Source organism: Chamaesiphon sp. VAR_69_metabat_338 (genome assembly GCF_031423935.1).
Classification (GTDB): domain Bacteria; phylum Cyanobacteriota; class Cyanobacteriia; order Cyanobacteriales; family Chamaesiphonaceae; genus Chamaesiphon.
Genome location: NZ_JANPGM010000081.1, coordinates 1 through 22,665, shown reverse-complemented (window position 1 = coordinate 22,665; position 22,665 = coordinate 1). Strand labels below are relative to the sequence as shown.

Here is a 22,665-nt window from a genome sequence, read left to right as displayed (position 1 = left end):
GTGGTTGAGCGGGTTGACCCCGATCGATTCGCGCTTGTATCTTCTCGCAGTGGTAAGATCGATGCTAGCTTGCCGTTTTTTAGTCAATCGATCGATCGGTGGTTATTAACCACCGATCGATCTATTGACCCGTTGCGTTTTAATGGCTCAGACTTCTAGACTAGAAGCAGCTAGAGCATTTCGGCAAGCTCTCAACTTAGCACGATCGTGAACACAACTCTCGTGCTGGCGATGACCGCAGATGGCAAGATTGCGGATGTGTCCAAATCGCCACCAACATTCAGCTCGGAGCGGGATTCGGCACACCTAGAAGAACAGATGGCTCTTGCCGATCTGATTTTAGTCGGCAGTGGTACTCTAGCCGACGGCGGGAGTGCGGTTTTAGTCGAACAACCAGAGTTAATTCAAGCGCGAATCGATCGGGGTCAACCCGCTCAACCACCGCAGCTTGTATCTTCTCGCAGTGGTAAGATCGATGCTAGCTTGCCGTTTTTTAGTCAATCGATCGATCGGTGGTTATTAACCACCCAATCGGGAGCAAAAGATTGGCAAAACCGCGACAGTTTTAGTAAAGTTATCGTCTGTGAAACTGCCGATGGTCGGGATATTGACTGGGCAGTGGTTAAAACTAAGTTAGTAGAATTAGGGATCGAACAGCTCTGTTTTTTAGGTGGTTCCGAACTGGCCGCGAGCTTATTTGCCGCTAATTTTATCGATGAATTGTGGCTGACTGTGTGCCCCACGATCTATGGTGGGAGTGCCGCACCTTCGCCGGTATCGGGAGCGGGATTTAGTCCCGATACCGCCCCCAAATTGACACTTCTTAGTGTCGATCGAGTCGAGCAAGAGTTATTCTTACATTATCAGGTTCAGAAATAATCGATCGACTATTTGACTAATTTTCGCTCTCGATCGAGCGTCCCTAAATATTGTTGAAGATAAGGCGAGAACACCTCGTAAATCAGCGTCAATGGCCGACCGTGGTGCCAGAATAAATAGTGTCGTCCCCAAAATGGCCCACTCTCGCCAAACGCTTCCGCCAAGACTGGGGAGTTGCCGTAATAGATACCGCGAACGTCCCGATATAACTCGGTGCGTAATTTCGCCAAACTCGCCCAAATCGGCAGCGATTTATTTTCTAGATACTCATCGACATGGCGCGCCTCCCACCAGGATGTCGCATAAGCCAATCTTTGTCCCGAAGCCGTCCGCAGCCACACCTGCCGCCTTACTCTCGGCCCCGGTACGACCTGTAACGAACTCGGCGCACCATCGGCATCCATCCCAATCGGGGACATATCGAGCACATCGACTTCCGTCGGTTCGCCAGTGAGTAGTTGCAAATGCCGTGTTGGCGAACCGTCGCCGAGTAGTAAGATCTGCCATGCAGGGGGGAGTTGCTGGTGCGGTAATCCAGTTTGAATAACTTCGGCTCCGCCTTGCCAGATCGGATCGAGAGCTTGCCAACCGCTAATGATGGGAGTTGTAGTTCCGTCGTCGATCGCGATCGCCATATCAGTTAATAAATCTTTATAGTATTTGTTACTATCATAGACCGATTGCCGAATCGATTGCGAGTGCGGAAAATCGCCTATAAGTTGGTAGAAATCGCCCCCACCGGACAAGTCGGGATGCATTGTTCGCAGACGATACAACGCGATCGGGTAAAGTTGAGCTTGAAGGTATCGGGTACTAAATTGAGGGCTTCCGTGGGACATACGCCCGTACACAAGCCACAATCGACACAAACATCTTCATCGACATAGATTTCCTTATTGGCGGTCGAAATTTGAATGCCTTGCGATCGCATCCACTCGATCGACGCATCGAGTTCGTCGATATCTCCAGCAAGCTCGACGACTAATTTTCCAATTTGATTGGGGGCGACCTGGGCGCGGATAATATTAGCGGCGATATTAAAATCTTTAGCCAGCCGATAGGCTACCGGCATTTGAATCGCCCGTTTGGGGAAGGTTAGAGTAACCCGTTTTTTCACAATCGGAAAGGGTAAAGATGAATGAGATCGAGCCTCTATTTTAAGCCGTAATCGTAGCAAAGATATTCTTGAAATCGCTAAAAACCGAGGTAGGGGTAATGTCTTGTCTTGCTGTCTTGATTTGCTAAACCCTCGGGAAACCCGAGGAGCGCAAATCGCTAAACCGTCGGGAAACAAAGGCGTGCGCAAGCCGCTGTCTTGTCTCTTTTCCATGGTCGGGGAACCCGACCGGAAAGAGACGCTTCATGAATCACCCCTACCTCGGTTTTTAGCGCAATTTATACAGCAATTTTAGCCGAACGCTCATCATCATAATCATGATTTGCTAACTCTCTACCCTCTTTGAAAATCTGATTTCCCGCCAGTTTTACTAACTAACCGGATATTTTCGATCTGCATCGACTTTTCCAACGCTTTCGCCATGTCGTAAAGCGTCAAAGCCGCGATCGATACCGCCGTCAGAGCCTCCATCTCGACGCCAGTCTTAGCTTCGATCGTTACTGTCGCTTGGATCTCGATTCCTGGCAAATCGCGATCTGGTGTCAATTCAACACTTACCTGGCTCAAGGGGAGGGGATGGCAGAGGGGAATCAGATTGGCCGTTTGCTTGGCCGCCATGATACCAGCAATCCGCGCGGTACCTAAAACATCACCTTTTGGTGCATCACCGGCCAGAATAGCTGCTAGAGTACTCGCTGACATCCGCACGCGACCGGCGGCAACTGCGGTACGTTTGGTGACAGCCTTATCGGCGACATCGACCATCTTGGCTGCGCCGCGATCGTCTAAATGCGTGAGTCGGTCGGTTGATGGCGATTTAATCTGGTCGGGATCTTTTTTTTGCACGATCGAGTTAAAGTATGTTATATTAGGTTGCTGACTAGGGCGAGTAGTTTAGTGGATAGAGCGTCCGGCTACGAACCGGAAGGTCGGGGGTTCGAATCCCTCCTTGCCCACTAATCTAAACTAAAAAGGTTTGAGTATTTGCTCGAACCTTTTTAGTTTTTCGGAGGTTAGGAAAATTAAAAACTTCGCTAGCCTCAACAACCCTGACGATCGGATCGTCAGGGTTGTTGTTTGTTTACTTGGTTTCGGGGTGAGTATCGAGACAAGTCTCCTCGCCCATCTGATTGAGCTTAGCGAGCATTTGATACAACCGACCAAAATCTCGCCGATCGAATTTGAATACCAACCGAGGTAAGTTAGTGGTAACAGTATCCAATTCCTCAGCCAGAGCCTGAGTTTGAATGATTTTGCCACTAACAACCAAGTCCCCAAACTCGCGATTGAGCGCATCGAGATCTCGATCGCATATTGCCACATTCAATCTGATGACGAACAGATCGCCGACATAGCGACTGGAGTGATAGACCTGGTAAAAGTCCCGAATCGTCTCGACTGCTGTCTGCAGATTATCGGTAATTGTATATAAGCTTAGATCGTCCCGTCCAATTAAGCCCGTAGCCGCCAGATGCTTACGCAGATAACTATCCCAGTCTCGCCAATAACTGCCACCAGGTCGATCGATCAGGACTAGTGGCACAGGGCCATAACGTCCGGTCTGACATAGTGTCAGCGTCTCCATCGCCTCATCCTGAGTGCCGAAACCACCGGGAAACAATGCTACCGCGTCACTTTCACGCAAGAAAAATAACTTACGGGTAAAAAAGTACTTAAACTCGATCGATTTAGGATCGCCAGAGATATATTTATTCGCGCCTTGTTCGTAGGGGAGTTGAATATTCAAACCAAACGACTGCTCCATGCCCGCACCAGCATTCGCAGCGGCCATAATTCCCCCACCGCCGCCAGTAATTGCCATAAAGCCCTGCTGGGTAATCGCCCGCGCAAACTCCTCGGCCATCAGATATTCTGGAGCCGTCTCTGGCGTGCGAGCAGAACCAAAGATCGCGACTTTGCGAGTATGCCGATAGGGAGAAAATACCTCAAAAGCCCGCTCCATGTCGCGGACAGACGCATTGAGAATCTTCCAGTCCAATCTGTCAATGTCGGACTCAGATAGCCGCAAAATCGTTTCTAAGGTACGCTGAATCAACTCACCATTCTTTATCTCTGGTAAGCGATCGATCGCCTTGAAGAGGTCATTTTTGAGGTTAGCTAGCTCATCCATAGGTTAGTTCGAGATGATACGGTTCGCGCTCGTTTGTCTTCGATCTTTACTTTACTTATTTCCCATGCCAATTGAAAAGCGTCTTTAGCTAGATTTAGCTAAAGACGCTTTTCAAGCGTACAAGAATATCGACCGAGCAGACTATTCTTGAAATTTGGACTAAATCGAGTGAATTTGCCGACTTTAGCTAATTACGCCAGACATAAAAAATCTAGATCGATCGTTCGATCTTGAGCCATGTCAGTTAAGTAACTAGAAAGTCTACTAAGATTGATGTAGATCGCAATGAAATCCGATCGCTCTGCAATTCACCGGCTCGATCGTCATCTAAAGATACTTCTCCACTGTATTAGAAAGAGTTGCTTTCGGTACCGCGCCAACTACAGTATCGACTTTTTGACCGCCCTTAAAAATCATTAGTGTCGGAATGCTCCGAATCCCGTACTGGCTAGCCACATTGGGATTGTTGTCAGTATTGAGCTTGTAGACTTTAATTTTGCCTTCATATTGAGCGGCAATTTCATCAACTACCGGCCCAACCATCCTGCAAGGGCCGCACCAGGGTGCCCAAAAATCTACTAATACTGGAATTTCACTATCCAGAACATCCTCTTTAAAAGAACCGTCTGTAACTTCTACTGCTGACGACATGGCTCCAATCCTTCTTACCTTAAAGTTTGCTCGGTTTGTCTGCAATTTTACCATAGGAATTAGGGTGTAGAGGGTAGCGGGTAGGGGTTAGGGAAATAATTCGTAATTAACGAAGGTAAAAGTAGCTCAGAGACGCTAAATTTACCTTCGCCAATTACTCCCGATTTGCTGTTCTCTATCTTGATTCGCTGCTTGACCCAAAGCCATGGGTCGGGAACCTCCGCGTGATTTGGGTCGCTGTCTTGTCGCACACAAACGGGAGGGAACCTCCCGTTCGATGCGCCGCTGTTTGGTGCGCTAAACCTGGAGGAAACCTCCAGGTTTAGCGCATCCGCAAACCGTCGGGAAACAACGGCGTGCGCGAATCGCTAACCCCCAAACCCTAACTCCTAACCTCTAACCCCTAATTACCTAATTAGTAGGTTTCAACGTGCCAACGACCAGCACGTTTCATTTGCGAACGGTACTCCGCCCATTTGACATCGGACTTGATCGCCGCAGTGGTCAGAGCAGCGTCGATACCAGTTTCCATACCTTTGAGTCCGCAGATATAGACGTGGGTTTTTTCTTGCTGAATCAACGACCAGAGTTCGTCAGCGTTCTCAGCGATCCGATCTTGGATGTACATTTTGCCACCCTCGGCGTTCTTCTGTTCGCGACTGATTGCATAAGAGAGCTTGAAGTTGTCAGGATATTTGTGCTGAATTTCTTCAAGTTCGCCTTTGTACAGCACGTTGGGGGTAGTGGCAACGCCAAATACCAGCCAAGCTAGACCACGGAATTGGTAGTCGGGATTGGCATGACGTTCGTTGTCTTTGAACATCCGCCATAAGTAGGCGCGGAATGGGGCGATACCCGTGCCGGTAGCCATCATAATGACGTTGGCTTCGGGATCTTCAGGCAAGAGCATCTCTTTACCAGTGGGGCCAGTGATTTGGACGTCATCACCAGGCTTGAGATTGCACAGGAAGGTCGAACATACGCCTTCTACTTCCTTGCCAGTTTTCTCGTCTTTATACTCTAGTTTGCGAACGCACAGGGAGACAGTTTTTTCATCGACATCATCGCCGTGACGAGTGCTCGCGATCGAGTACAGGCGAATTTTATTTGGTTTGCCTTTATTATCTTTACCTGGTGGGATAATGCCGATACTTTGGCCTTCAAAGTATCGCAAGTCGCCAGCCGAGATATCAAATTTGACGTGTTGCACCATCCCAATACCACCTTCACCTAGCAATCCATCGTTGGAAACACATTTTCCAACAAATGGAGCGTTTGGACGGTAAATATTTACCGGCACGTCAGCATGCTTTTTAGGAGCTGCTGCGGCTGCCGTAGCGGGTTGAGCTGCTGCTTCTGTTGGTGCTGGGTGGCTACTTTCGACTGAAGTTTGGGACTCTACTGAAGTTTGGGACTCTGATGTAGTTGCGCAAAAAGGACGAATACTCAGAATTTTGCCGCCCATATTAGCAATGCGGCGCATTTCCTGATTCATCCGCTGATAAGGGACTGTAATAAACAAGCTACCACTACGGCGAACTTTGCTATTAGTGCTATCTGAAGATTGACTGTCACGCAGCCCAATGACTTCATAAACAAACAAGCGACTATTAGCTACTGAGTTACCAGCATTACCGACCAGACTTAGATTGTACATTGCTATTTTATATCTCCGAAACCCCAAATAATAGGTGTCATTATAACTTTACTTACTTCAGATATCACCCGTTGCGACCTTCTTTGATGAGAACAGTGGCGGGAATATCTCCTCGTCTTACAACCAGGATGCAGATAGCTTGCACGATCTAGACATATTCCAGCCAGAATACCGTAGCTCCGTCCCATTACACAAGAGTGCATGGCTCGATCGTCAAGATTTTTAATTCTTGAGGGTACCACTCAGCTGCACTGGCGATCTCGCTTCTAGTGCAGCTGGGAGATCGATCCCCACCGATCTCGATCTGTACCCGATCGAGCTATAATGTTGTCTGGGTACAGTTTTACATCACCAACGTACACGATTTGACTGAGCTGGTAATAATTACCCGATACGGTAGCTATCGTTATAAAGTGTAATCGGGCACACAATTTTATACCTTGCCGATCGCGCTCATCGCCCGATTAGAGCGATAATAATTGCACCAGTATCGATCGAGATCATTTTTTTGGCTGGCATTGCTGCGCGCCCGAAATTTGGTTCATATCTAGTTCAATCAGAATGACGGATTGAGGTAAAATTTTATTTCAAAGCAATTAAGACTAGATACTTAACAAAAAAATTAGATATAACGAGGATAGCTATGAGCAGTAAGGTGGATCGTGTGGTGATAATTGGCGTTGCTGGAGATTCCGGCTGCGGTAAGTCAACGTTTTTACAACGGATTATCGACTTGTTTGGGGAAGGTTTTGTTACGGTAATCTGTTTGGATGACTACCACAGTCTCGATCGCTACCAGCGGAAAGAGCAAAAAGTGACGGCACTCGATCCGCGTGCGAATAATTTTGACTTGATGTACGAGCAAATTAAAGCTCTCAAGAGCGGTCAGACCATTGACAAACCGATTTACAACCATGAGACAGGTTTGATCGACCCAGCCGAGAAAATCGAACCCAATCATGTGGTCGTGATCGAGGGCTTACATCCGCTCTACGATGAGAGAGTGCGCAGTTTGATCGATTTTAGCGTTTATCTCGATATCACTGATGATGTCAAGATTGCTTGGAAAATTCAAAGAGACATGGCCGAACGCGGTCACAGCTATGATGATGTTCTAGCTGCGATCGAATCCCGTCGTCCCGATTTTGAGGCATACATCGAGCCACAACGCGGCCATGCTGATGTCGTGATTCAAGTGTTGCCCACCAAGCTCATCGACGACAAAGAAAGCAAGCTCTTGCGCGTCCGCTTGATGCAACGCGAAGGCATCCCTGAATTTGAACCCGTCTACCTGTTTGATGAAGGTTCGACAATCGATTGGCGGCCTTGCGGACGTAAACTTACTTGTGACTACCCAGGCATCAAGATGTTCTACGGCCCCGATCTCTACTACGGACACCCCGTCTCGGTACTCGAACTCGACGGTCAGTTGGGCAATCTCGAACAAGTTAGCTATATCGAAAGCCACCTGAGCAATATTTCTACCAAGCACAAAGGCGAAATGACCAGCCTCCTGCTCCAACACCGCGAGTATCCCGGTTCCAATAATGGTACTGGTTTATTCCAAGTGATGGTCGGTCTGAAAATGAGAGCGACTTACGAGCGGTTAACTGCTAAAGAAACCAAAATAGCAGCCAAAGTTTAATTGATTCAATCGATCGAGTTAGTTAGATAAAAAAGATAGGGTAGTATAAAACTGCCCTATCTTTTTTGATTATGGCAGTTTCGATCGATCTCCAGAATATTAATCTATGCTCTGAGATTTAGATCTTGTTAAAATAGAATCTATTAGTTTGCTATTGCCAAAAAATGTATAAAACCTCCCCATTCAGTGCATGGCTGACGATCCATCGCGCAGGGAAACCCAAGCAGATTATTCATTGATTTAATTCTCCGTCCTTTAGGGAGAGGTAATTATCAATTATCAATTATCAATTATCAATTATTAATTATTAAACATGCTCGCCACCACCAAAAAACTCACTAAGGCAGAATTTTGGTCGTTAGCCGATGCTAGCGATCTCACTTACGAATTAATTGACGGCATCGCAGTACCTAAAATGTCCCCTAAATATTTCCACGCTCGATCTGCCCGTCGCCTCCTGAATATTCTAGAACCGTGGGCTATAGATCGGGGTCGTGCTGAGATGGAGTGGGCGTTTGAATTAAGCGATCGCTTCACACCCGTACCGGATTTGCTCTATGTTTCTTTCGCTCGATTGGCAGAAAGTTGGAATGAAAATACGGCGTGCCCCGTCCCACCCGAACTGGCAATTGAGATTATTTCATCAGGGCAAACTTTCGGGCAAATGACTCAAAAAGCTGGTGATTATTTAACTGGGGGTGTCTTGCAAGTGTGGGTAGTAGATCCTGAAGCTAAGAGCGTGACGGTGTTTTATCCCGATCGCGCGCCGATAACTTATATGAATGATACTGTCATTACTGACGAGTTATTTCCAGGCTTATCAGTAGTAGTCGATCGATTATTTTAAGCTCTAATTTTCTGCGACTATTGTTTAGGTGATTAACAGATCGGAGTACTATCTTCAAAATCGATCCCACGTTCACAACAGCCATTCTGAAGCGCGATCGCCTAGATCTAGTAAAATACTGACAGCCTTTCCCAATCGCGGTCTTTCGGTGGTTTTTTCGATAAACTTTTGAATTTGTTCGACACTACCCATCGCGGCTAAATACGAACCAACTGTATCTAGATGTGCGAGATAGTCTACTTCTGATAATGGGAAAGAAGCTTGCTCTTGATATTTCCACATCACTTGTAAATAGATTTTGGTGGGAGTTTTCTTCATCTGGACATCATATGAATAGCCCCATTTGGCGATGATGATTTCTCTGAGTTCTTGTCCGGTCATTTAGGGGATAGTGAATAGTGGATAGTGGATGGTTATGCTTTGTCGATCTTATGAATAGTTACGATCGATTACCAAACTTATAATATTTTCAATTCGCCGGTGTTGCCGTCTAAAATAGCCGCAACGCCTACGGGCAGAGCTGCATTGCCGCCGTCGTGTCCGAAGGGGAGATTGGCGACAACTGGGATTTGGAGATCGGTGAGTCGATCGCGTAGCACTTCTTCTACTGTAAAGCTAGAACCTGCTTCTGGGGGGTCGCATTGGCTGAATCTACCGATCGCAATTCCGGCGAGCTGTGAGAGTACGCCAGTGAGTCGCCAATGAGTGAGTAAGCGATCGATCCGATAGGGGGCTTCGGTGACATCTTCGATCGCTAAAATTGCGCCAGCGAGATGTGGTTGATATGGGGTGCCCAGGAGATGAGTAGCGACAGTCAGATTGCAAGGAAATAGTCGCCCAGTCGCGACATTGCCCACCCAGCTATCGCCCTGTAATGGGGGCAAGGGTTGTCCGGTGAGTAGCCCGAAGAGACGATCTCGCGACCACTCCGGTTCGTCTGCTAGAGTGGTTACTAATGGCCCGTGGATGCCCGCAATACCTTGGTGAGTAAGACTCCACAATAGAGCCGTAATATCGGAAAAACCAAGCAGCCATTTGGGTCGATCGATTTTCTGCCACTGCCAATCTTCCAATAATCGCATTCCGCCATAACCGCCCCGCGCGCACAAAATTGCCCGACAGTCTGGATCTGCCCATGCCTGTGCCAATTGACTGCGCCGCGTCGCGTCTGTACCGGCTAGGTAGCCCCAAGCTTGAGTGACTTCTGTCGCTACTTCCACCCGATAACCCCGCTCGCGCCAAATTTCGATACCGCGATCGAATGCCGCGCGATCGCGCAACCGCCCACTCGGAGCGATAACCCTCAGCAAATCTCCACTTTTGAGCGGCAAAGGTGTGTGACAAGGTTCGAGCATGGGTTTTACGCGCTATACGGATGTTGACTAATGTGCAGATAGTGACAGGCGATGACCTTTGGCAAATCTCCACTTTTTAAGGATAAAGATGTTTGAAAAGGTGCAATCTTGGGTATTTATAAGATATGCGAATTGATTTTTACCAATGTCCAGGTATTAGTAAGCGATCGCAGGTTAAAATTTGGATTGAAGACATTTCATCTTGTCATCCCGATCTCAAACATCGCCACTATGACACCGCCATCTAGCAGTGTCAAGCGATCGAGATTAACCGATTGTTTCATTAAATTACCACCTCAAGCAGTAAGCCTGACTTGTCACGATCGCGCCAACTATCGGCTGACTGGAGCAACCCCAACCCCATGACCAACCAACTAGCGGCCAAAATCGTCTGCCAAAATCCTGAATGTCAGGCTCCGAACCCCGTGAGTCACAATTTTTGCGCTCATTGTCGGACGGCTATCCCCAAAGTTTATTTATGGGCGGTAGGGGAAGATGCACTGAGCCTGAAGATCGGTCAGATGTTGGCGAACAATCGCTATCTCGTCGTGAATAATCGGGTGTTGCTCGATACCAAACCAGGCTGGCAACCAGAAATCGATAAAGTTCCCGAATATATTACGCCTTATTTGCGGCTGATCGGGCACCGGCCTCACGTTCCAGAGGTATATGGATCGATTCCGCTCAATCGATCGGGACGTCGCACTACGACACTGTGGTTGTTAGAAAATGCCCCAATTTATAGCGAAGGTTTGGGCGCAGCATTTGCAGGGCGAGTCATGCCAGAGATCGGTGAAAGCTGGAAAACTGTCGGTTCGATGCGCCAACTCAATTGGCTGTGGCAAATCGCCAATTTGTGGGATGCGATGCAGGTGGAAGGCGTGAATCGCACGCTCTTGCACCCAGAGTTGTTGCGAGTTGAAGGGGGCTTATTACGCGTCATCGAATTCATGCCCAATGGCGATACGCCACCGAAATTAGCCGAGTTGGGTAAAATCTGGAAGCTCTGGCAAAAACAGGCGCGGATGGGAATTGCCCAAACCTTGGAAAAATTGTGCGATCGCCTGATCAAAGAAGACATTACTACTGCCACCCAAGCGATCGCCATCCTGGATGAAGCGTTGCGGACTGTTGGCCAAAAACAATTTCTCAACTGTAACTACATTACCCAAACCCATACTGGCCCGACGCGGGAACAGAATGAAGATGCTTGCTACCCATCCGGCGGCAGCCTCTTTCAAAATACTGGCTACGATCTGAGTCTGGCGATCGTCTGTGATGGCGTTGGCGGACACCAAGGCGGCGAAGTTGCCTCTAGTCTGGCGATCGATACAATCCATCGCCGGATCGAAAGCGTCCTCGACAAACCCGAAAATCGCTATCCCGATAGCATTGCAATCCAAATCGAAACTTCTACTTGTGTCGCCAACGACCAGATTAGTCTCCGCAATGACAGCGAAAATCGTCAGGAACGCGAGCGGATGGGGACGACGATGGTGATGAGCCTGATCTACGGTCACGAGGCTTACTTTGCCCATATCGGCGATAGTCGCCTCTATCGGATTACGCGCACTGGCTGCCATCAGATGACACTAGACGACGATCTAGCTACCAGAGAAGTGCGTCTGAGCGGCATCGTCTACCGCGAAGCATTGGGGATCGCTAGCTCGGGTTCGTTATTTCAAGCATTGGGGATGAACTCTTCGACGTCACTCCATCCAAATATTCGCCGGACGATCGTCGATGAAGAATGTATTTTCTTATTATGTTCTGACGGTGTGAGCGATCGCGATCGGGTCGATCAATACTGGCAAACCGAAATTCTGCCAGTACTGGAAGGCAAAGTCGATCTGGCAACTGCCTGTCAGCGGACGATCAATATGGCCAATACCCACAACGGGCACGATAATGCCACCGTTGCCCTCGTCCATTGTCAAGTCAAGCAACCAGTGGAAGCTGGACAAAGCACCGCGCTCCAGGATTTCCCGACCGATCCGAACAGTTTTGTCCAATCCGATACCCTGTTGCTAAGTAGTCCCGAAACCAGCCGCGAAGACAGCAATCTTCAGCAGAGTCGTGCTGACAAAGATGCGACAGCTTCTGCACCTAAAAAACCAATTCTGTTGGGTGCGATCGGTTTGGTGTTACTTGTCGCGATCGCTGGCGGTGGCTGGTTAGTATCTAAAGGTGGTTCTAATTCTACACCGACGATCGCGCCATCCAATCCACCCGTAGAGGCTCCTGATGAGACGCCACCATCGCCACCACAGTAGATGCTTTGATGCCTAAGTCAATAAATTAATAACGGAGGGGTTCGACTGAACCCCTCCGTTAGATTAAATAACCGACTCGATCGAGTCTGTGCGGTACGGCTTAGACTTTCAACAAATCTCCACCTTCGACAACTTTTGCCGAGATAATTTTATCGTTGGCTTTGAGTTGTCCGAGGACTTCCTGTCCTGAAGTAACATAACCAAAGACGGTGTAACGTCCGTCGAGAAGGTTACGTCCGGCGGGTGTCAATTCTGGCTCGAATAGAAAGAAGAAAAATTGGGAAGAACCACCATTAGGGTCGGTTTCGGGGCGCGCCATTGCTAGCGCACCATAAGAAGAGAATGGCAACACGGGTTCTTCGCGGAAGCGTCCGGCATCTTCCATCGTAATGCCGTACATTGGCTCTTTATCGCCTTTGACCATTACTTCTAGCGGTACGGCGCGATATTTTTTGGTTTTGGGATCGATGAAGCCGACTTCATCACCTGGCGGATCGCCAATTTGGAGCACATAGTCGTTTTCGGCGCGGGTGAAAGCAAGATCGTTATAAAATCCGCGATTGACGAGATCGACAAAGTTACCTGCCGTTACGGGCGCATTATAGCCATCGACAGTTAGGTTGATGTCGCCTTTGGTAGTTTTCAGGGCGATCGTCGCACGACCTTGAAGTTGTGGTAAATTGCTGTATTCTGCTGGCACTGTATAAGGAAAACCAGTTACCATCGCCGCTTCAAGCGTCCCAATTTTAGCTAATGCCTTGGCGCGTTCGGCTTGGACTTGGGGCTTATCCTTGGCTTCGGTTGCTAGTGCCAATGCCTCGACATCGGCTTGAATCTCAGTCAGCAGGGTTTGGGCTTGCGCTTGTTTGGCTTCGGGAATGCTTTTGAGGATATCGGCTTGCTTGTTTTTGACTACTACCGCCGCTTTCTTGACATCGCTATTAATCGTACTCCACTGCTTGCCACGCAAATGATTGGAAATATCTTCCAAACTGTTTTGGAGATCCCGCACTGGTTTGTTGTCGATCGGCAGTGCGTAGCGCAAAATTGCCTGTCCGTCGGTAATAGCATTACCCGATGGTAGTAGTGTTGCGGCACTGAGTCCCGCTGAAAGGGTCAGCAGTAGCACCGCGACTACTCCAGTCTGGAGTAAGTGCCGCCAGCGACGGAGTATAGAACCTTCGGTCGTTTGCATTTGTAAAAATATTAATATAATCCTTCCTTTATCTTGCCACATCCCTGTCATCGTCAGATCTGGGATTTTAGCTGAAGATCGAGTCTGGTATTTGCGATCGGCAATTTACCCATCAGTGGGTACCTCTGGGATGAACGTGCCAATTATCGCCAGGATAAAGAGGATTCCGCCGACAACAACCCCCACTATATTCCAAGCTGAAAAGTGACTATTTGGGTTATGAGCTGGTGCAACGCTCGTATTTAGGCGATTGACTGTCTGTTGAACCAGCAGCAGTACTAATGGCGATAAACAGACGACTAACCAATATGGATCTGGCAACCGAACGCTGATTCTCAATGCAATCCAGGCAACTGCCAGTAGCAGTGGATTATAGGTAGCTGTAATACTTTTCTGACTAGCTGTGTGATGAATTTCTTTGAACAAAGAATAGCAAAACAAGACAGGGAAGACAGCTCTCCAAAAAGGCTGCATCGGTCGCTGGGTTCGCAACTTGACTAACTGCCAATTCTTGTAGAACCAAAATGCTTCATAGAATCCAAAAGTCACTGTGGACATTACTACTAATTTGAGTGGTGATACCGGAAAAAATAATGGTTCTGGCTGTTCTTGCATAGGTGTTATCGGCGATTAAAGTTTGCCTCAATGTGTGGAGATCGGCAGAGTAATTATTAGTAATACAGTGCAAGTACTGAATTTTCCCCGCTGGCACACAAATCTTTAAACAGCCGTTACCTTACATGACGATCGACGCTGCCTAAGCTACTACGTGGCACCTCTAACACTCGCGTCTAAATCCTTAAATAACCGTTCATTGGACGTTACGATCCACGATCGAGAGTCGATAGCCGATGCGGTGTCGAGTCAATAGTGGAATATTGCCACTAAGAACTAGCTAGACTGCACCTTTGACACTCGCGTACAAATCCTTAAATAACCGTTGTTGGACGTTGTGATCCACGATCGGGAGGGGATAGCCGATTTGATGGCGGGTGAGGGGCAAAATATCACCACTGAGAATCAGCTTGGTAGCTACCGATTTTAATTCCGGTACCCACTTGCGGATATATTCGGCCTCCGGGTCGAATTTTTTGGCTTGGGTATAGGGGTTGAAAATCCGTAACGGTTTGGGATCCATGCCGCTGGACGCGCTCCATTGCCAGCCGCCATTATTGGCAGATAAGTCGCCGTCGATCAGGTGTTGCATGAAGTATTTCTCACCCCATTGCCAGTTAATAATCAAATCCTTGGTGAGGAAACTCGCAACGATCATCCGGCAGCGATTATGCATCCAGCCGAGTTGGTTGAGTTGGCGCATCGCGGCATCGACGATCGGATAGCCCGTTTTGCCCTCACACCACGCTTGAAACTGAGCTGCGTCGTTTTTCCAGGGGAAGTGCTTGAAGGGTTCGCGGTAAGCCCCCTGAGCGAGGCTGGGGAAATGATACATGGCTTGCTGATAAAATTCGCGCCATGCGAGTTCTTGTTGCCAGGTGGTAATGCCCGCACGGGCTTCATCGCTCCTTGCCTCAGCCATCGCCGCTGTAGTTGCCGCCCACACAGTGCGAATGCCGATCGATCCAAATTTCATCGCCGCGCTCAATCCCGAAGTGCCCGCAATTGCAGGATAATTCCGCTGTTCGTCGTATTCACCGATCGATCGCTGGCAAAATGTGGCTAGCTCGCTTTCGGCAGCACGGGTACCTGGCTCTAATTTGAGGGGATTGTCCCAACTAAACCCTAATTCTTTGGCAGTCGGGAGATCGATCGTCGGGACTTGCGCCAGAGCTTGAAGTTCGGCAGCCGTTAATTCGCTTTTGGGCAGATTAACTGTTACGGGTGCTGGTTTCGATCGACTGCTCCAGTTGCGCCAGAAAGGGGTATAGACTGTGTACGGTTGTCGCTCGCCAGTTCTAATCTCGGTAGGATCGTGCAGGAGCCGATCCCAATAAGTATGGACTGCGATCTGGTGTTGTTTTAAAGCTGTAGCTGTCCACTCGTCGCGAGCTTGCGAGTAAGGTTCGACATCGAGATGCCAGTATACGGCTGTGGCATGGAGCGCACTGGCAAGTTGAGGAATTTTTTCGACGGGATTGCCTTCGATAAATAAGAGTTGACTCCCCGCTTGGCGATAATCTTCAGCTAAAGACTGAAGGCAGCCGACGAGGTAAGCAACTCTGGCAGGAGCAACACCATCACTAGAGAGAATTGCTCGATCGAAACAAAAGACGCCGATAACTCTGGCATCAGTCGCACTAGCTTGAGCCAAACCAATACTATCGGAGTTGCGAAGATCGTTGCGATGCCAAAATAGCACTAGATTTGACATGTAAATTAGCGATGTAGGGACGAGGTTTTGGGGCGATCGCAATAGAAGTTTTCAATTTACGCTCGCGGTAATCGATCGATTTACTCATGGCGTAACTATAGCAATCCCTATCGATTCAAAAAACAAAGGGCGGGCATTACGCACCACCCTTATCAATTAAAACAGTTGTTATCGATCGAAGGCAAGCTGCTGCTATTTCATCGAATTCGCTAGCGAACCAATGAGGGAATTAACACCAGCCGTCGAAATGTTGCCAAATGTTTTGGGTACACTTTGGGCTAAAGCACCGAAAGCGACATTCAATAATTTTGCTGGTTCGAGTTCGCCTTTAACTAAGTTCCACAATTGCTGTACTTCAGATAGATGCAAACGATTATCTTCGGTTAGTGCCATGATAATTTGATTGCGTAGCGATCGACCTTCCTCAGATAACAGAAACTGAAGTCCTAATTGAGCGGTGGGTAACAGATCGAAATTGCGATCGCTACGGGCGATGCCGATCATATTTTCCAACCGTTGCCACTGTAACTTACCATCTTTGATGATTACTTCAATTAACCGCCGCCGCATTTCAGGCGTCTCACTATTAAGCAATCGTTGCGCGACATAAGGATAGCCAATTTCCACAATCTTGAAATCTGGATTGAGGCTCAGTGCTACCCCTTCTTGAGTAACGAGCGATCGAATGATCAGTGAAAATTGAGCGGGAATCCGGAAAGGGTATTCAAACATCAGTCCCGAAAATTCATCGGTGACAGTTTTGAAGTTAAAGTTGCTAACGCTTTCGCCCATAGCGTTGCCCAGTACTTTTTCGAGAGCTGGAATAATGGGGGAAATATCGATGTCGGGAGTTAAAAATCCCAGGTTAACGAAATCATCTGTTAGAGATATGTAATCCTTATTGATTAAATGAACGACCGATCCGGCAATCGTTTCTTTAGTATGTTGGGTGAGTTGATCCATCATCCCAAAATCAATAAACGCCATGCGTCCGTCAGCCATCGCAAATAAGTTGCCAGGATGGGGATCTGCGTGAAAAAATCCAAATTCTAATAGCTGTCTCATTCCAGAAGTTACACCAGCCTTAATCAGCAGATCTCGATCGAGTCCAGCTTTTCTGATGCCTTCTAGATCCGTGAGCTTGATCCCATCGATCCACTCTAATGTCAGGACGGTTTGACTGGTATATCGCCAGTAAATTAATGGCACCTTTACAGTCGGATCGTCATGAAAATTCGCGGCAAACTTTTCAGCGTTCCGCCCTTCGTTTTGATAGTCGATTTCTTCAAATAACTTCGTGCCAAACTCATCAACGACGATGGTTAGATTGTCACCCAAGTTTAAAGGTAAGAATGGTTTGATCCAAGTCGCTGCCCATCTTAATAAATATAAGTCACAGGTGATAATTGGCAATAGATTAGGCCGTTGCACTTTGACGGCAACTTCTTCACCACTATACAATTTAGCTTTGTAGACTTGACCTAGACTTGCCGCTGCTACCGGACGCGGTGAAATTTCCTTATATAATTCTTCGACCGATCGCTTGAGCTGAGTTTCGATAATTTGCATTGCCAACTCATTATCGAAAGCGGGGAGTTGATCTTGCAGTTTAATCAACTCATCTAAATAATCTTGTCTGACCAAATCCGGTCGCGTGGAGAGTGATTGCCCGACTTTAATGTATGTCGGCCCTAATTGTGTTAGAATCTCACGCAATTGCTCGGCGCGTTGATATTTGTTAGCTTCGGTGTTACCTACCGATCGATCGAGTAACACACCAATCAGGAAACCCGCAAACAACCAAACTACAGTTAGTGCCCGCCATACCACCAACCACGGACGTCGATTATAATAACTAGCAATGACTCGGGGATCGTAACGCCGCAGTTGGGCAAGTTGTTGCTGACTCACGTTTTGAAGCTGCCTCTTAAAAATGCTTAAATAGTCTGTATTAAGATTATTATTGACCGATAAAGTTAACTTTCGTTACACTATTCCCTAATATCTTAACTTTTTGGTCTGGGAAGATAAATTCTCCTTAATATTAGTATACAAAGATCTCGATCCAGTCCGGCTGGAGCAATAACCGAACAGTTAGCCATCGATCCCCAATTCGAAGATCGCTCCCCGACCGTGCAAAAATTACTCATTACTGGTGCTAGTGGCTTTTTGGGCTGGAATCTCTGTCAGGTATCACGATCGCAATGGGAAACTCACGGACTGTACCACCAACACGCGATCGAGATTCCTGACGTCCGGCTACATCAAGTCGATCTGACAGATCGCGAGCTACTTGCAGCGACGATCGATCGTTTAGCTCCAGATGCGATCGTTCATACGGCGGCGGCATCGAATCCGAACTTCTGTCAGCAGCAACCACAGTTGTCTCGCCAAATTAATCTAACAGCATCGCAAACACTGGCCGAGATCTGTGCCGCTGCCCAAATTCCGCTGGTGTTTACATCTACCGATTTAGTCTTCGATGGCACCCAGGCACCTTACCTAGAGGCAGATCCAGTCGCACCGATTAATATCTACGGCGAGCAAAAAGTAGCTGCCGAACGCGCGATTTTAGCGACATGCGATCGAGCGGTGATTTGCCGAATGCCCTTGATGTTTGGCAATGTCCCACCGACAGCGACTAGCTTTATCCAACCCTGGATTGCGGCATTAACTGAAGGTCAAAAATTACAGTTATTTGTCGATGAATTTCGGACGCCGGTGAGCGGGACAACTGCTGCCAAAGGTTTGCTCCTGGCATTAGTCGCACCGCCAGGAATTCTCCATCTCGGCGGTAGCGAACGGATTTCGCGCTATGAGTTTGGGCTGCTGATGGCAGAGGTGTTTGGGTTAGATCGATCGTTACTATCGCCGATCTCGCAAAAAGATTTAGCGATGGCGGCTCCGCGTGCGGCGGATGTGTCGCTCGATAATACTAAAGCGATCGAATTAGGTTACGTTCTGCCCTCATTACGGGAAGAGTTAGTCTCGATCCTCGCAGCTCAAACACGATCCATATCCTGAAGATCTAATTAACCCAAGTTGCTACCCATAGAATGCCTGCAACACAAGCAGCGGTTTCTAACCGCTGAGGTTATCGGTAGCAACTTGGGTTAATTCTCAATTAATCGCCGCTAATATGAACGACTAACTCGCGATTGTAGCGATGTTGCCGGTGCTCCCACAGATAAATTCCTTGCCAAGTACCAAGTACCAACTTCCCTCGCATAATCGGAATTTGTTCGGAAGTATGCGTCAGTGCGGTGCGAATGTGTGCTGGCATATCATCGGCACCTTCGGCGGAATGGATATATTTGCCTGATTCGGGCACTAACTTTGCCAAGAAGTTTGCCAGATCGATGAGCACATCAGGATCGGCATTTTCTTGAATGACTAAACTCGCCGAAGTGTGACGTAAAAATAGCGTACACAGCCCAGTCGTAATGCTTGAGGCAGCGACGATGCTCTCGATTTGGGAGGTGACATTCACAAAAGATTTCGGGGTGCTGGGCACCGTCAGCACTTTTTGATAATGAGTCATGATTTGAATCGATCGACGATAGTATGCAAGTAGGCGGAGTTAAATGAAGGAAAATAAATATGTAGGTTGGGTTGAGCATAGCGAAACCCAACACACGCAACGATCTACCCAACCTACAGATTTATTTGGGATTTTCGCTGGTGGATAAATCAGCCCTGCTTAGAGGATGTTTGGAAAGTCCAATTGCTACGTTTCGAGTGGGTAAATCCCCCTAAATCCCCCTTAAAAAGGGGGACTTTAATCCGGTTCCCCCCTTTTTAAGGGGGGTTAGGGGGGATTCTCTAGGGTTTGCAAGTGTTATCTTATACTTTCCAAACATCCTCTTACAAAGACCAGCTTAAATAACTCTAACTCCCTAAAATCGACTTCAAGGCTGGTTCGAGCTTGGCATACTGAAATTCATAGCCTTGGGATAAAGTCTGGGTTGGGACTACCTGCTGTCCTTCTAATACGACGATCGCGCCCTCTCCGAGTAGAGCTTCAAGCGCAAAATTAGGCACTGGCAGCCAAGAGGGACGATTCATTACAGTGCCTAAAATCTGGGAGAAGTCGGTCATCGTGACGGGATTGGGGGCAGTAACATTATAGACGCCCTGCATTTGCGCATCGGTAATGGCTTGAATTATCAACTTGACGACATCATCGCGGTGTACCCAGGAAAACCACTGCTTGCCGCTGCCGATCGGCCCACCGACAAAAGCACTAAACGGTGCTAACATCTTGCCCAGTACGCCACCATTTTCGCCAAGGACGATGCCCAAGCGGAGGATGACTAAACGGGTGCCAGTAGCGGTAACGGCTTGCGCGGCTGTCTCCCAAGCCGTACAAACTTCCGCCAAAAAATCTTTGCCAGCGGGACTTTGTTCGTCAAACTTGCTAGTTTCGCTGGTGCCATAGTAGCCGATCGCCGAGGCATTAATGAGGACAGCAGGTTTGACACTAGCAGCGGCAATGGCTTCGACAATTTTTTGAGTACCGAGTTGCCGACTGTCGAGGATCGTCCGCTTGTGGGCTGGCGTCCAGCGTTTTTCAGCGATCGGTTCGCCCGCTAAATTCACTACGGCATCGCAGCCAGAGATCGCATTCTGCCACTCGCCGGATTTGAGCGGCTCGTAGCCGACTACTTGCGCTCGCCCAAAGCGGTTGCTGGCTTGTTGGGGACTCCGAGTGAAAATAACTACTTCGTGTCCTTGCGCTTGGAGTTGTTCGACTAACCGACTGCCCACAAATCCAGTAGCTCCCGCGATCGCAATCTTCATACCGTACTTACATTAATACTTACTCCTTTTGATTCTCGCACTTATAGCTAAGATTTTCTACTGCACTCGACAAGCAATAATGCCATTGGATTGTGACGCTTGAAAGCCCGTGAGTACAGCTCTAGCACGTTCTTCGGGCGTACCGTGATGCTGACGGTTGTTAAATTCATAGTCGCCGACCCGATAGGCGATCGCTGCGATTTCCTCGATATCATTGTTATCGAAGGTGACATTGGGCATGGCACCCATATAATAACCAGCCAGACAATCAGCTTGCAGCTCGATGGCCGTAATCGTATCCGGTCTAAATCCGCCGATCGTCTGAGCGGCATGGGCATACTCATGGGCGAGAATATAAGCTAGAGCTGAATCCCCATATTGGTAAGCCATCCGAATATGTTGGGTCGTAATGTACACCGTATTGTTACGGGTACAATACAAGCTGCCAGAGACGCGTCCGCAAGGGCTAGACACGCCATTGGGTACATTCCAGCGGACTTTGGGATTTGCTCGCGTTGTATCTACTTGCCGCAATCCTTTATAGACCTCTTTTAAAACTATTTCTGGCCCTAGTTCGCTGGCGTGGAGTGGCACATTGGCAGCCAGAGCGGTGACTAAGGCAATGCTGGCGCGAGAGAGGAATTTCCCCAGGTTCATACGGGTATAGGAGTTGGGAGTGGGGAGTTTGGAGTTGGGGCGGGGAGCGGGGAGTTGGGAGTTAGGAGTTGCTGTAAGTAGCTGGGCGAAATTAAATGTAAAATGCCAGCCCTTTGCCCTCACCCCCAGCCCCTCTGTCTTGACGCACACAAACGGGAGGGAACCTCCCGTTCGATGCGCCGCTCCCAAGCTTGGGAGCGGCTCGCGCACGCCTTTGTTCCCCGACGGTTTAGCGACTCGCTCCGGTCGGGTTCCCCGACCCATGGCTTTGGGTCAAGACAGCGAAACAAGACAGAGGGGAGCCAGAGCCGGAGGCGAGGGCGGGGTGAGGGCGATTTCGTCATTGTTACTTTAATTATGTCTAGCGACTTGGACTCGATCGCGAATCTGGAACACCAACACGATCGTCGCCAAACACAGCATGATGAACAGCTAAAAGATCCACTTCAAGCCAGTAATTTGAGCCAGCACACCAACGACGATCGCCGTCGCGGCATTACCAGCCCGATTGAAAGCCCGATCCAGGCATGTGAGTCGTTTAGCGCATTGCGGTCAGACTTTTAGCCATTTGCAGATGCATCGAGACGACGGGGAGAATCTCGTTGGCAAAGGCTTTGAGTTGGGGATTTTTTCCTTGCTGCAGCTCGGTTTGAAATACAGCTTGGGTGCGAGCGTGCGCTCTGGCTTGGCCGCTGGTATACGCCAGGTCGAATTGCGTCCCAGACAAACTATTCAATTGGTTGACAAGTGATTGGTTCTCAGCACCTAGCGTTTTCGGCATTGCCAAATTTAGCCGTGTGGCGATCGGTTTGAGTTTAGCGGTCGAATCTGTGTGCGCCTGAATCATTTCTTGCGCGTATTTTAAAATCTGTGGGTTCTTCGAGCGGTTGAGTGCCAGTTGACTGGTTTGAATTTCGGTCATGTCACTCTGAGCTGCTTTCATCGCAAACTGTAGATCGACTGTGCTCAATGACCCACTTTTTTCCGGTTGCGACTTCGGGCTAGTTGGCGTCGGACTAGTGGTTCCTGCTGGCGTGTTGCGTCCCGGTTTTGACCGAGGGCTGGTTTTGCCGCGTATGTTCGTATTTTGGCGCGGTGTCGTTGTTTGCGTCGGGCTAGTTGTTGGGTT

General features: G+C 48.4%; 23 protein-coding genes and 1 tRNA gene. 8 read left to right on the top strand and 16 right to left on the bottom strand.

Features of this window, described 5'->3' with window-relative positions:
• Positions 1–207 precede the first annotated feature (207 nt).
• Entirely contained in the window at positions 208–879 is a 672-nt protein-coding gene (locus RMO84_RS02485; RefSeq protein WP_310486873.1) for a RibD family protein, read from the top strand.
• A gap of 8 nt (positions 880–887) precedes the next feature.
• Here the strand turns inward: RMO84_RS02485 and RMO84_RS02480 are convergent, their stop codons facing one another.
• The 3 genes from RMO84_RS02480 to moaC all read right to left on the bottom strand — a co-directional run bounded on the left by RMO84_RS02480 (position 888) and on the right by moaC (position 2,842).
• Positions 888–1,514 (bottom strand): chorismate lyase, encoded by a 627-nt coding sequence (locus RMO84_RS02480; protein WP_310486874.1) that lies wholly within the window; start codon positions 1,512–1,514, stop codon positions 888–890.
• A gap of 77 nt (positions 1,515–1,591) precedes the next feature.
• Complete coding sequence (locus RMO84_RS02475) at positions 1,592–1,996, bottom strand: NIL domain-containing protein (RefSeq protein ID WP_310486872.1); 405 nt, start codon at positions 1,994–1,996, stop codon at positions 1,592–1,594.
• A 333-nt stretch (positions 1,997–2,329) separates the two neighbouring features.
• Positions 2,330–2,842, bottom strand: coding sequence for a cyclic pyranopterin monophosphate synthase MoaC (moaC, locus tag RMO84_RS02470; protein ID WP_310486871.1), 513 nt, complete (start codon positions 2,840–2,842; stop codon positions 2,330–2,332).
• A gap of 37 nt (positions 2,843–2,879) precedes the next feature.
• On the opposite strand from moaC, the gene RMO84_RS02465 reads away from it, so the two are divergent.
• A tRNA-Arg gene (locus tag RMO84_RS02465) sits at positions 2,880–2,952 on the top strand.
• 125 nt (positions 2,953–3,077) lie between these two features.
• Here the strand turns inward: RMO84_RS02465 and RMO84_RS02460 are convergent.
• The 3 genes from RMO84_RS02460 to petH form a co-directional block, all read right to left on the bottom strand.
• Complete coding sequence (locus tag RMO84_RS02460) at positions 3,078–4,127, bottom strand: LOG family protein (protein WP_310486870.1); 1,050 nt, start codon at positions 4,125–4,127, stop codon at positions 3,078–3,080.
• A gap of 327 nt (positions 4,128–4,454) precedes the next feature.
• Entirely contained in the window at positions 4,455–4,778 is a 324-nt protein-coding gene (trxA, locus tag RMO84_RS02455; protein WP_295616965.1) for a thioredoxin, read from the bottom strand.
• Positions 4,779–5,193: 415 nt separating this feature from the next.
• Positions 5,194–6,435 (bottom strand): ferredoxin--NADP reductase, encoded by a 1,242-nt coding sequence (gene petH / locus RMO84_RS02450; RefSeq protein ID WP_310486869.1) that lies wholly within the window; start codon positions 6,433–6,435, stop codon positions 5,194–5,196.
• 643 nt (positions 6,436–7,078) lie between these two features.
• Between petH and RMO84_RS02445 the strand changes: the two genes are divergently transcribed.
• Both RMO84_RS02445 and RMO84_RS02440 read left to right on the top strand, forming a co-directional pair.
• The gene (locus RMO84_RS02445) at positions 7,079–8,080 is read left to right on the top strand and encodes a phosphoribulokinase (protein WP_310486868.1); all 1,002 of its coding nucleotides are present in this window, start codon (positions 7,079–7,081) and stop codon (positions 8,078–8,080) included.
• A gap of 313 nt (positions 8,081–8,393) precedes the next feature.
• Positions 8,394–8,927: a Uma2 family endonuclease gene (locus RMO84_RS02440; protein WP_310486867.1), complete on the top strand. Its 534-nt coding sequence runs from the start codon at positions 8,394–8,396 to the stop codon at positions 8,925–8,927.
• Between the two features lie 72 nt (positions 8,928–8,999).
• On the opposite strand, the gene RMO84_RS02435 is transcribed toward RMO84_RS02440, so the two are convergent.
• Both RMO84_RS02435 and RMO84_RS02430 read right to left on the bottom strand, forming a co-directional pair.
• Positions 9,000–9,308, bottom strand: coding sequence for a DUF3067 family protein (locus tag RMO84_RS02435; protein WP_310486866.1), 309 nt, complete (start codon positions 9,306–9,308; stop codon positions 9,000–9,002).
• Positions 9,309–9,385: 77 nt separating this feature from the next.
• Entirely contained in the window at positions 9,386–10,282 is an 897-nt protein-coding gene (locus tag RMO84_RS02430; RefSeq protein ID WP_310486865.1) for an LD-carboxypeptidase, read from the bottom strand.
• Positions 10,283–10,513: 231 nt separating this feature from the next.
• On the opposite strand from RMO84_RS02430, the gene RMO84_RS02425 reads away from it, so the two are divergent.
• The gene (locus tag RMO84_RS02425) at positions 10,514–10,648 is read left to right on the top strand and encodes a hypothetical protein (protein WP_310486864.1); all 135 of its coding nucleotides are present in this window, start codon (positions 10,514–10,516) and stop codon (positions 10,646–10,648) included.
• Positions 10,645–12,555 carry a protein phosphatase 2C domain-containing protein gene (locus tag RMO84_RS02420; protein ID WP_310486863.1) on the top strand — a complete coding sequence of 637 codons (1,911 nt, stop codon included), beginning with the start codon at positions 10,645–10,647 and terminating at the stop codon, positions 12,553–12,555. The genes RMO84_RS02425 and RMO84_RS02420 overlap by 4 nt, the downstream gene beginning before the upstream one ends.
• 100 nt (positions 12,556–12,655) lie before the next feature.
• Here RMO84_RS02420 and RMO84_RS02415 read toward each other — a convergent pair whose 3' ends face one another.
• The 4 genes from RMO84_RS02415 to RMO84_RS02400 form a co-directional block, all read right to left on the bottom strand.
• Positions 12,656–13,750, bottom strand: coding sequence for a peptidylprolyl isomerase (locus tag RMO84_RS02415; RefSeq protein ID WP_310486862.1), 1,095 nt, complete (start codon positions 13,748–13,750; stop codon positions 12,656–12,658).
• A 105-nt stretch (positions 13,751–13,855) separates the two neighbouring features.
• Positions 13,856–14,365, bottom strand: coding sequence for a hypothetical protein (locus RMO84_RS02410; protein WP_310486861.1), 510 nt, complete (start codon positions 14,363–14,365; stop codon positions 13,856–13,858).
• Positions 14,366–14,645: 280 nt separating this feature from the next.
• A complete protein-coding gene (locus RMO84_RS02405; protein ID WP_310486860.1) occupies positions 14,646–16,079 on the bottom strand; it encodes an FAD-binding domain-containing protein in 1,434 nt (477 codons plus the stop codon).
• 192 nt (positions 16,080–16,271) lie between these two features.
• Positions 16,272–17,990: an AarF/ABC1/UbiB kinase family protein gene (locus RMO84_RS02400; protein ID WP_310486859.1), complete on the bottom strand. Its 1,719-nt coding sequence runs from the start codon at positions 17,988–17,990 to the stop codon at positions 16,272–16,274.
• A 222-nt stretch (positions 17,991–18,212) separates the two neighbouring features.
• Between RMO84_RS02400 and RMO84_RS02395 the strand changes: the two genes are divergently transcribed.
• On the top strand, positions 18,213–19,103 hold the full coding sequence (locus RMO84_RS02395; protein ID WP_310486858.1) for an NAD(P)-dependent oxidoreductase: 891 nt from the start codon (positions 18,213–18,215) through the stop codon (positions 19,101–19,103).
• A 100-nt stretch (positions 19,104–19,203) separates the two neighbouring features.
• On the opposite strand, the gene RMO84_RS02390 is transcribed toward RMO84_RS02395, so the two are convergent.
• The 3 genes from RMO84_RS02390 to RMO84_RS02380 all read right to left on the bottom strand — a co-directional run bounded on the left by RMO84_RS02390 (position 19,204) and on the right by RMO84_RS02380 (position 21,800).
• Complete coding sequence (locus RMO84_RS02390; protein WP_310486857.1) at positions 19,204–19,620, bottom strand: secondary thiamine-phosphate synthase enzyme YjbQ; 417 nt, start codon at positions 19,618–19,620, stop codon at positions 19,204–19,206.
• A gap of 347 nt (positions 19,621–19,967) precedes the next feature.
• On the bottom strand, positions 19,968–20,879 hold the full coding sequence (locus RMO84_RS02385) for a TIGR01777 family oxidoreductase (protein ID WP_310486856.1): 912 nt from the start codon (positions 20,877–20,879) through the stop codon (positions 19,968–19,970).
• A 57-nt stretch (positions 20,880–20,936) separates the two neighbouring features.
• The gene (locus tag RMO84_RS02380) at positions 20,937–21,800 is read right to left on the bottom strand and encodes a neutral zinc metallopeptidase (RefSeq protein ID WP_310486855.1); all 864 of its coding nucleotides are present in this window, start codon (positions 21,798–21,800) and stop codon (positions 20,937–20,939) included.
• Positions 21,801–21,893: 93 nt separating this feature from the next.
• Between RMO84_RS02380 and RMO84_RS02375 the strand changes: the two genes are divergently transcribed.
• Positions 21,894–22,100 carry a hypothetical protein gene (locus RMO84_RS02375; RefSeq protein WP_310486854.1) on the top strand — a complete coding sequence of 69 codons (207 nt, stop codon included), beginning with the start codon at positions 21,894–21,896 and terminating at the stop codon, positions 22,098–22,100.
• On the opposite strand, the gene RMO84_RS02370 is transcribed toward RMO84_RS02375, so the two are convergent.
• A partial coding sequence (locus RMO84_RS02370; protein WP_310486853.1) for a DUF4142 domain-containing protein occupies positions 22,075–22,665 on the bottom strand: 591 nt, incomplete at its 5' end. The two genes, RMO84_RS02375 and RMO84_RS02370, sit on opposite strands and share 26 nt — an antisense overlap.

What these genes read in the sequence shown, in the direction of transcription:
- RMO84_RS02375 (WP_310486854.1), top strand. Translation starts at nt 21,894, where the DNA reads ATGTCTAGCGACTTGGACTCGATCGCGAATCTGGAACACCAACACGAT.
- RMO84_RS02390 (WP_310486857.1), bottom strand. Translation starts at nt 19,620, where the DNA reads ATGACTCATTATCAAAAAGTGCTGACGGTGCCCAGCACCCCGAAATCT.
- trxA (WP_295616965.1), bottom strand. Translation starts at nt 4,778, where the DNA reads ATGTCGTCAGCAGTAGAAGTTACAGACGGTTCTTTTAAAGAGGATGTT.
- RMO84_RS02425 (WP_310486864.1), top strand. Translation starts at nt 10,514, where the DNA reads ATGACACCGCCATCTAGCAGTGTCAAGCGATCGAGATTAACCGATTGT.
- RMO84_RS02405 (WP_310486860.1), bottom strand. Translation starts at nt 16,079, where the DNA reads ATGTCAAATCTAGTGCTATTTTGGCATCGCAACGATCTTCGCAACTCC.
- RMO84_RS02380 (WP_310486855.1), bottom strand. Translation starts at nt 21,800, where the DNA reads ATGGGTCGGGGAACCCGACCGGAGCGAGTCGCTAAACCGTCGGGGAAC.
- RMO84_RS02435 (WP_310486866.1), bottom strand. Translation starts at nt 9,308, where the DNA reads ATGACCGGACAAGAACTCAGAGAAATCATCATCGCCAAATGGGGCTAT.
- RMO84_RS02410 (WP_310486861.1), bottom strand. Translation starts at nt 14,365, where the DNA reads ATGCAAGAACAGCCAGAACCATTATTTTTTCCGGTATCACCACTCAAA.
- RMO84_RS02415 (WP_310486862.1), bottom strand. Translation starts at nt 13,750, where the DNA reads ATGCAAACGACCGAAGGTTCTATACTCCGTCGCTGGCGGCACTTACTC.
- RMO84_RS02430 (WP_310486865.1), bottom strand. Translation starts at nt 10,282, where the DNA reads ATGCTCGAACCTTGTCACACACCTTTGCCGCTCAAAAGTGGAGATTTG.
- RMO84_RS02445 (WP_310486868.1), top strand. Translation starts at nt 7,079, where the DNA reads ATGAGCAGTAAGGTGGATCGTGTGGTGATAATTGGCGTTGCTGGAGAT.
- RMO84_RS02460 (WP_310486870.1), bottom strand. Translation starts at nt 4,127, where the DNA reads ATGGATGAGCTAGCTAACCTCAAAAATGACCTCTTCAAGGCGATCGAT.
- RMO84_RS02440 (WP_310486867.1), top strand. Translation starts at nt 8,394, where the DNA reads ATGCTCGCCACCACCAAAAAACTCACTAAGGCAGAATTTTGGTCGTTA.
- RMO84_RS02385 (WP_310486856.1), bottom strand. Translation starts at nt 20,879, where the DNA reads ATGAAGATTGCGATCGCGGGAGCTACTGGATTTGTGGGCAGTCGGTTA.
- RMO84_RS02420 (WP_310486863.1), top strand. Translation starts at nt 10,645, where the DNA reads ATGACCAACCAACTAGCGGCCAAAATCGTCTGCCAAAATCCTGAATGT.
- RMO84_RS02480 (WP_310486874.1), bottom strand. Translation starts at nt 1,514, where the DNA reads ATGGCGATCGCGATCGACGACGGAACTACAACTCCCATCATTAGCGGT.
- petH (WP_310486869.1), bottom strand. Translation starts at nt 6,435, where the DNA reads ATGTACAATCTAAGTCTGGTCGGTAATGCTGGTAACTCAGTAGCTAAT.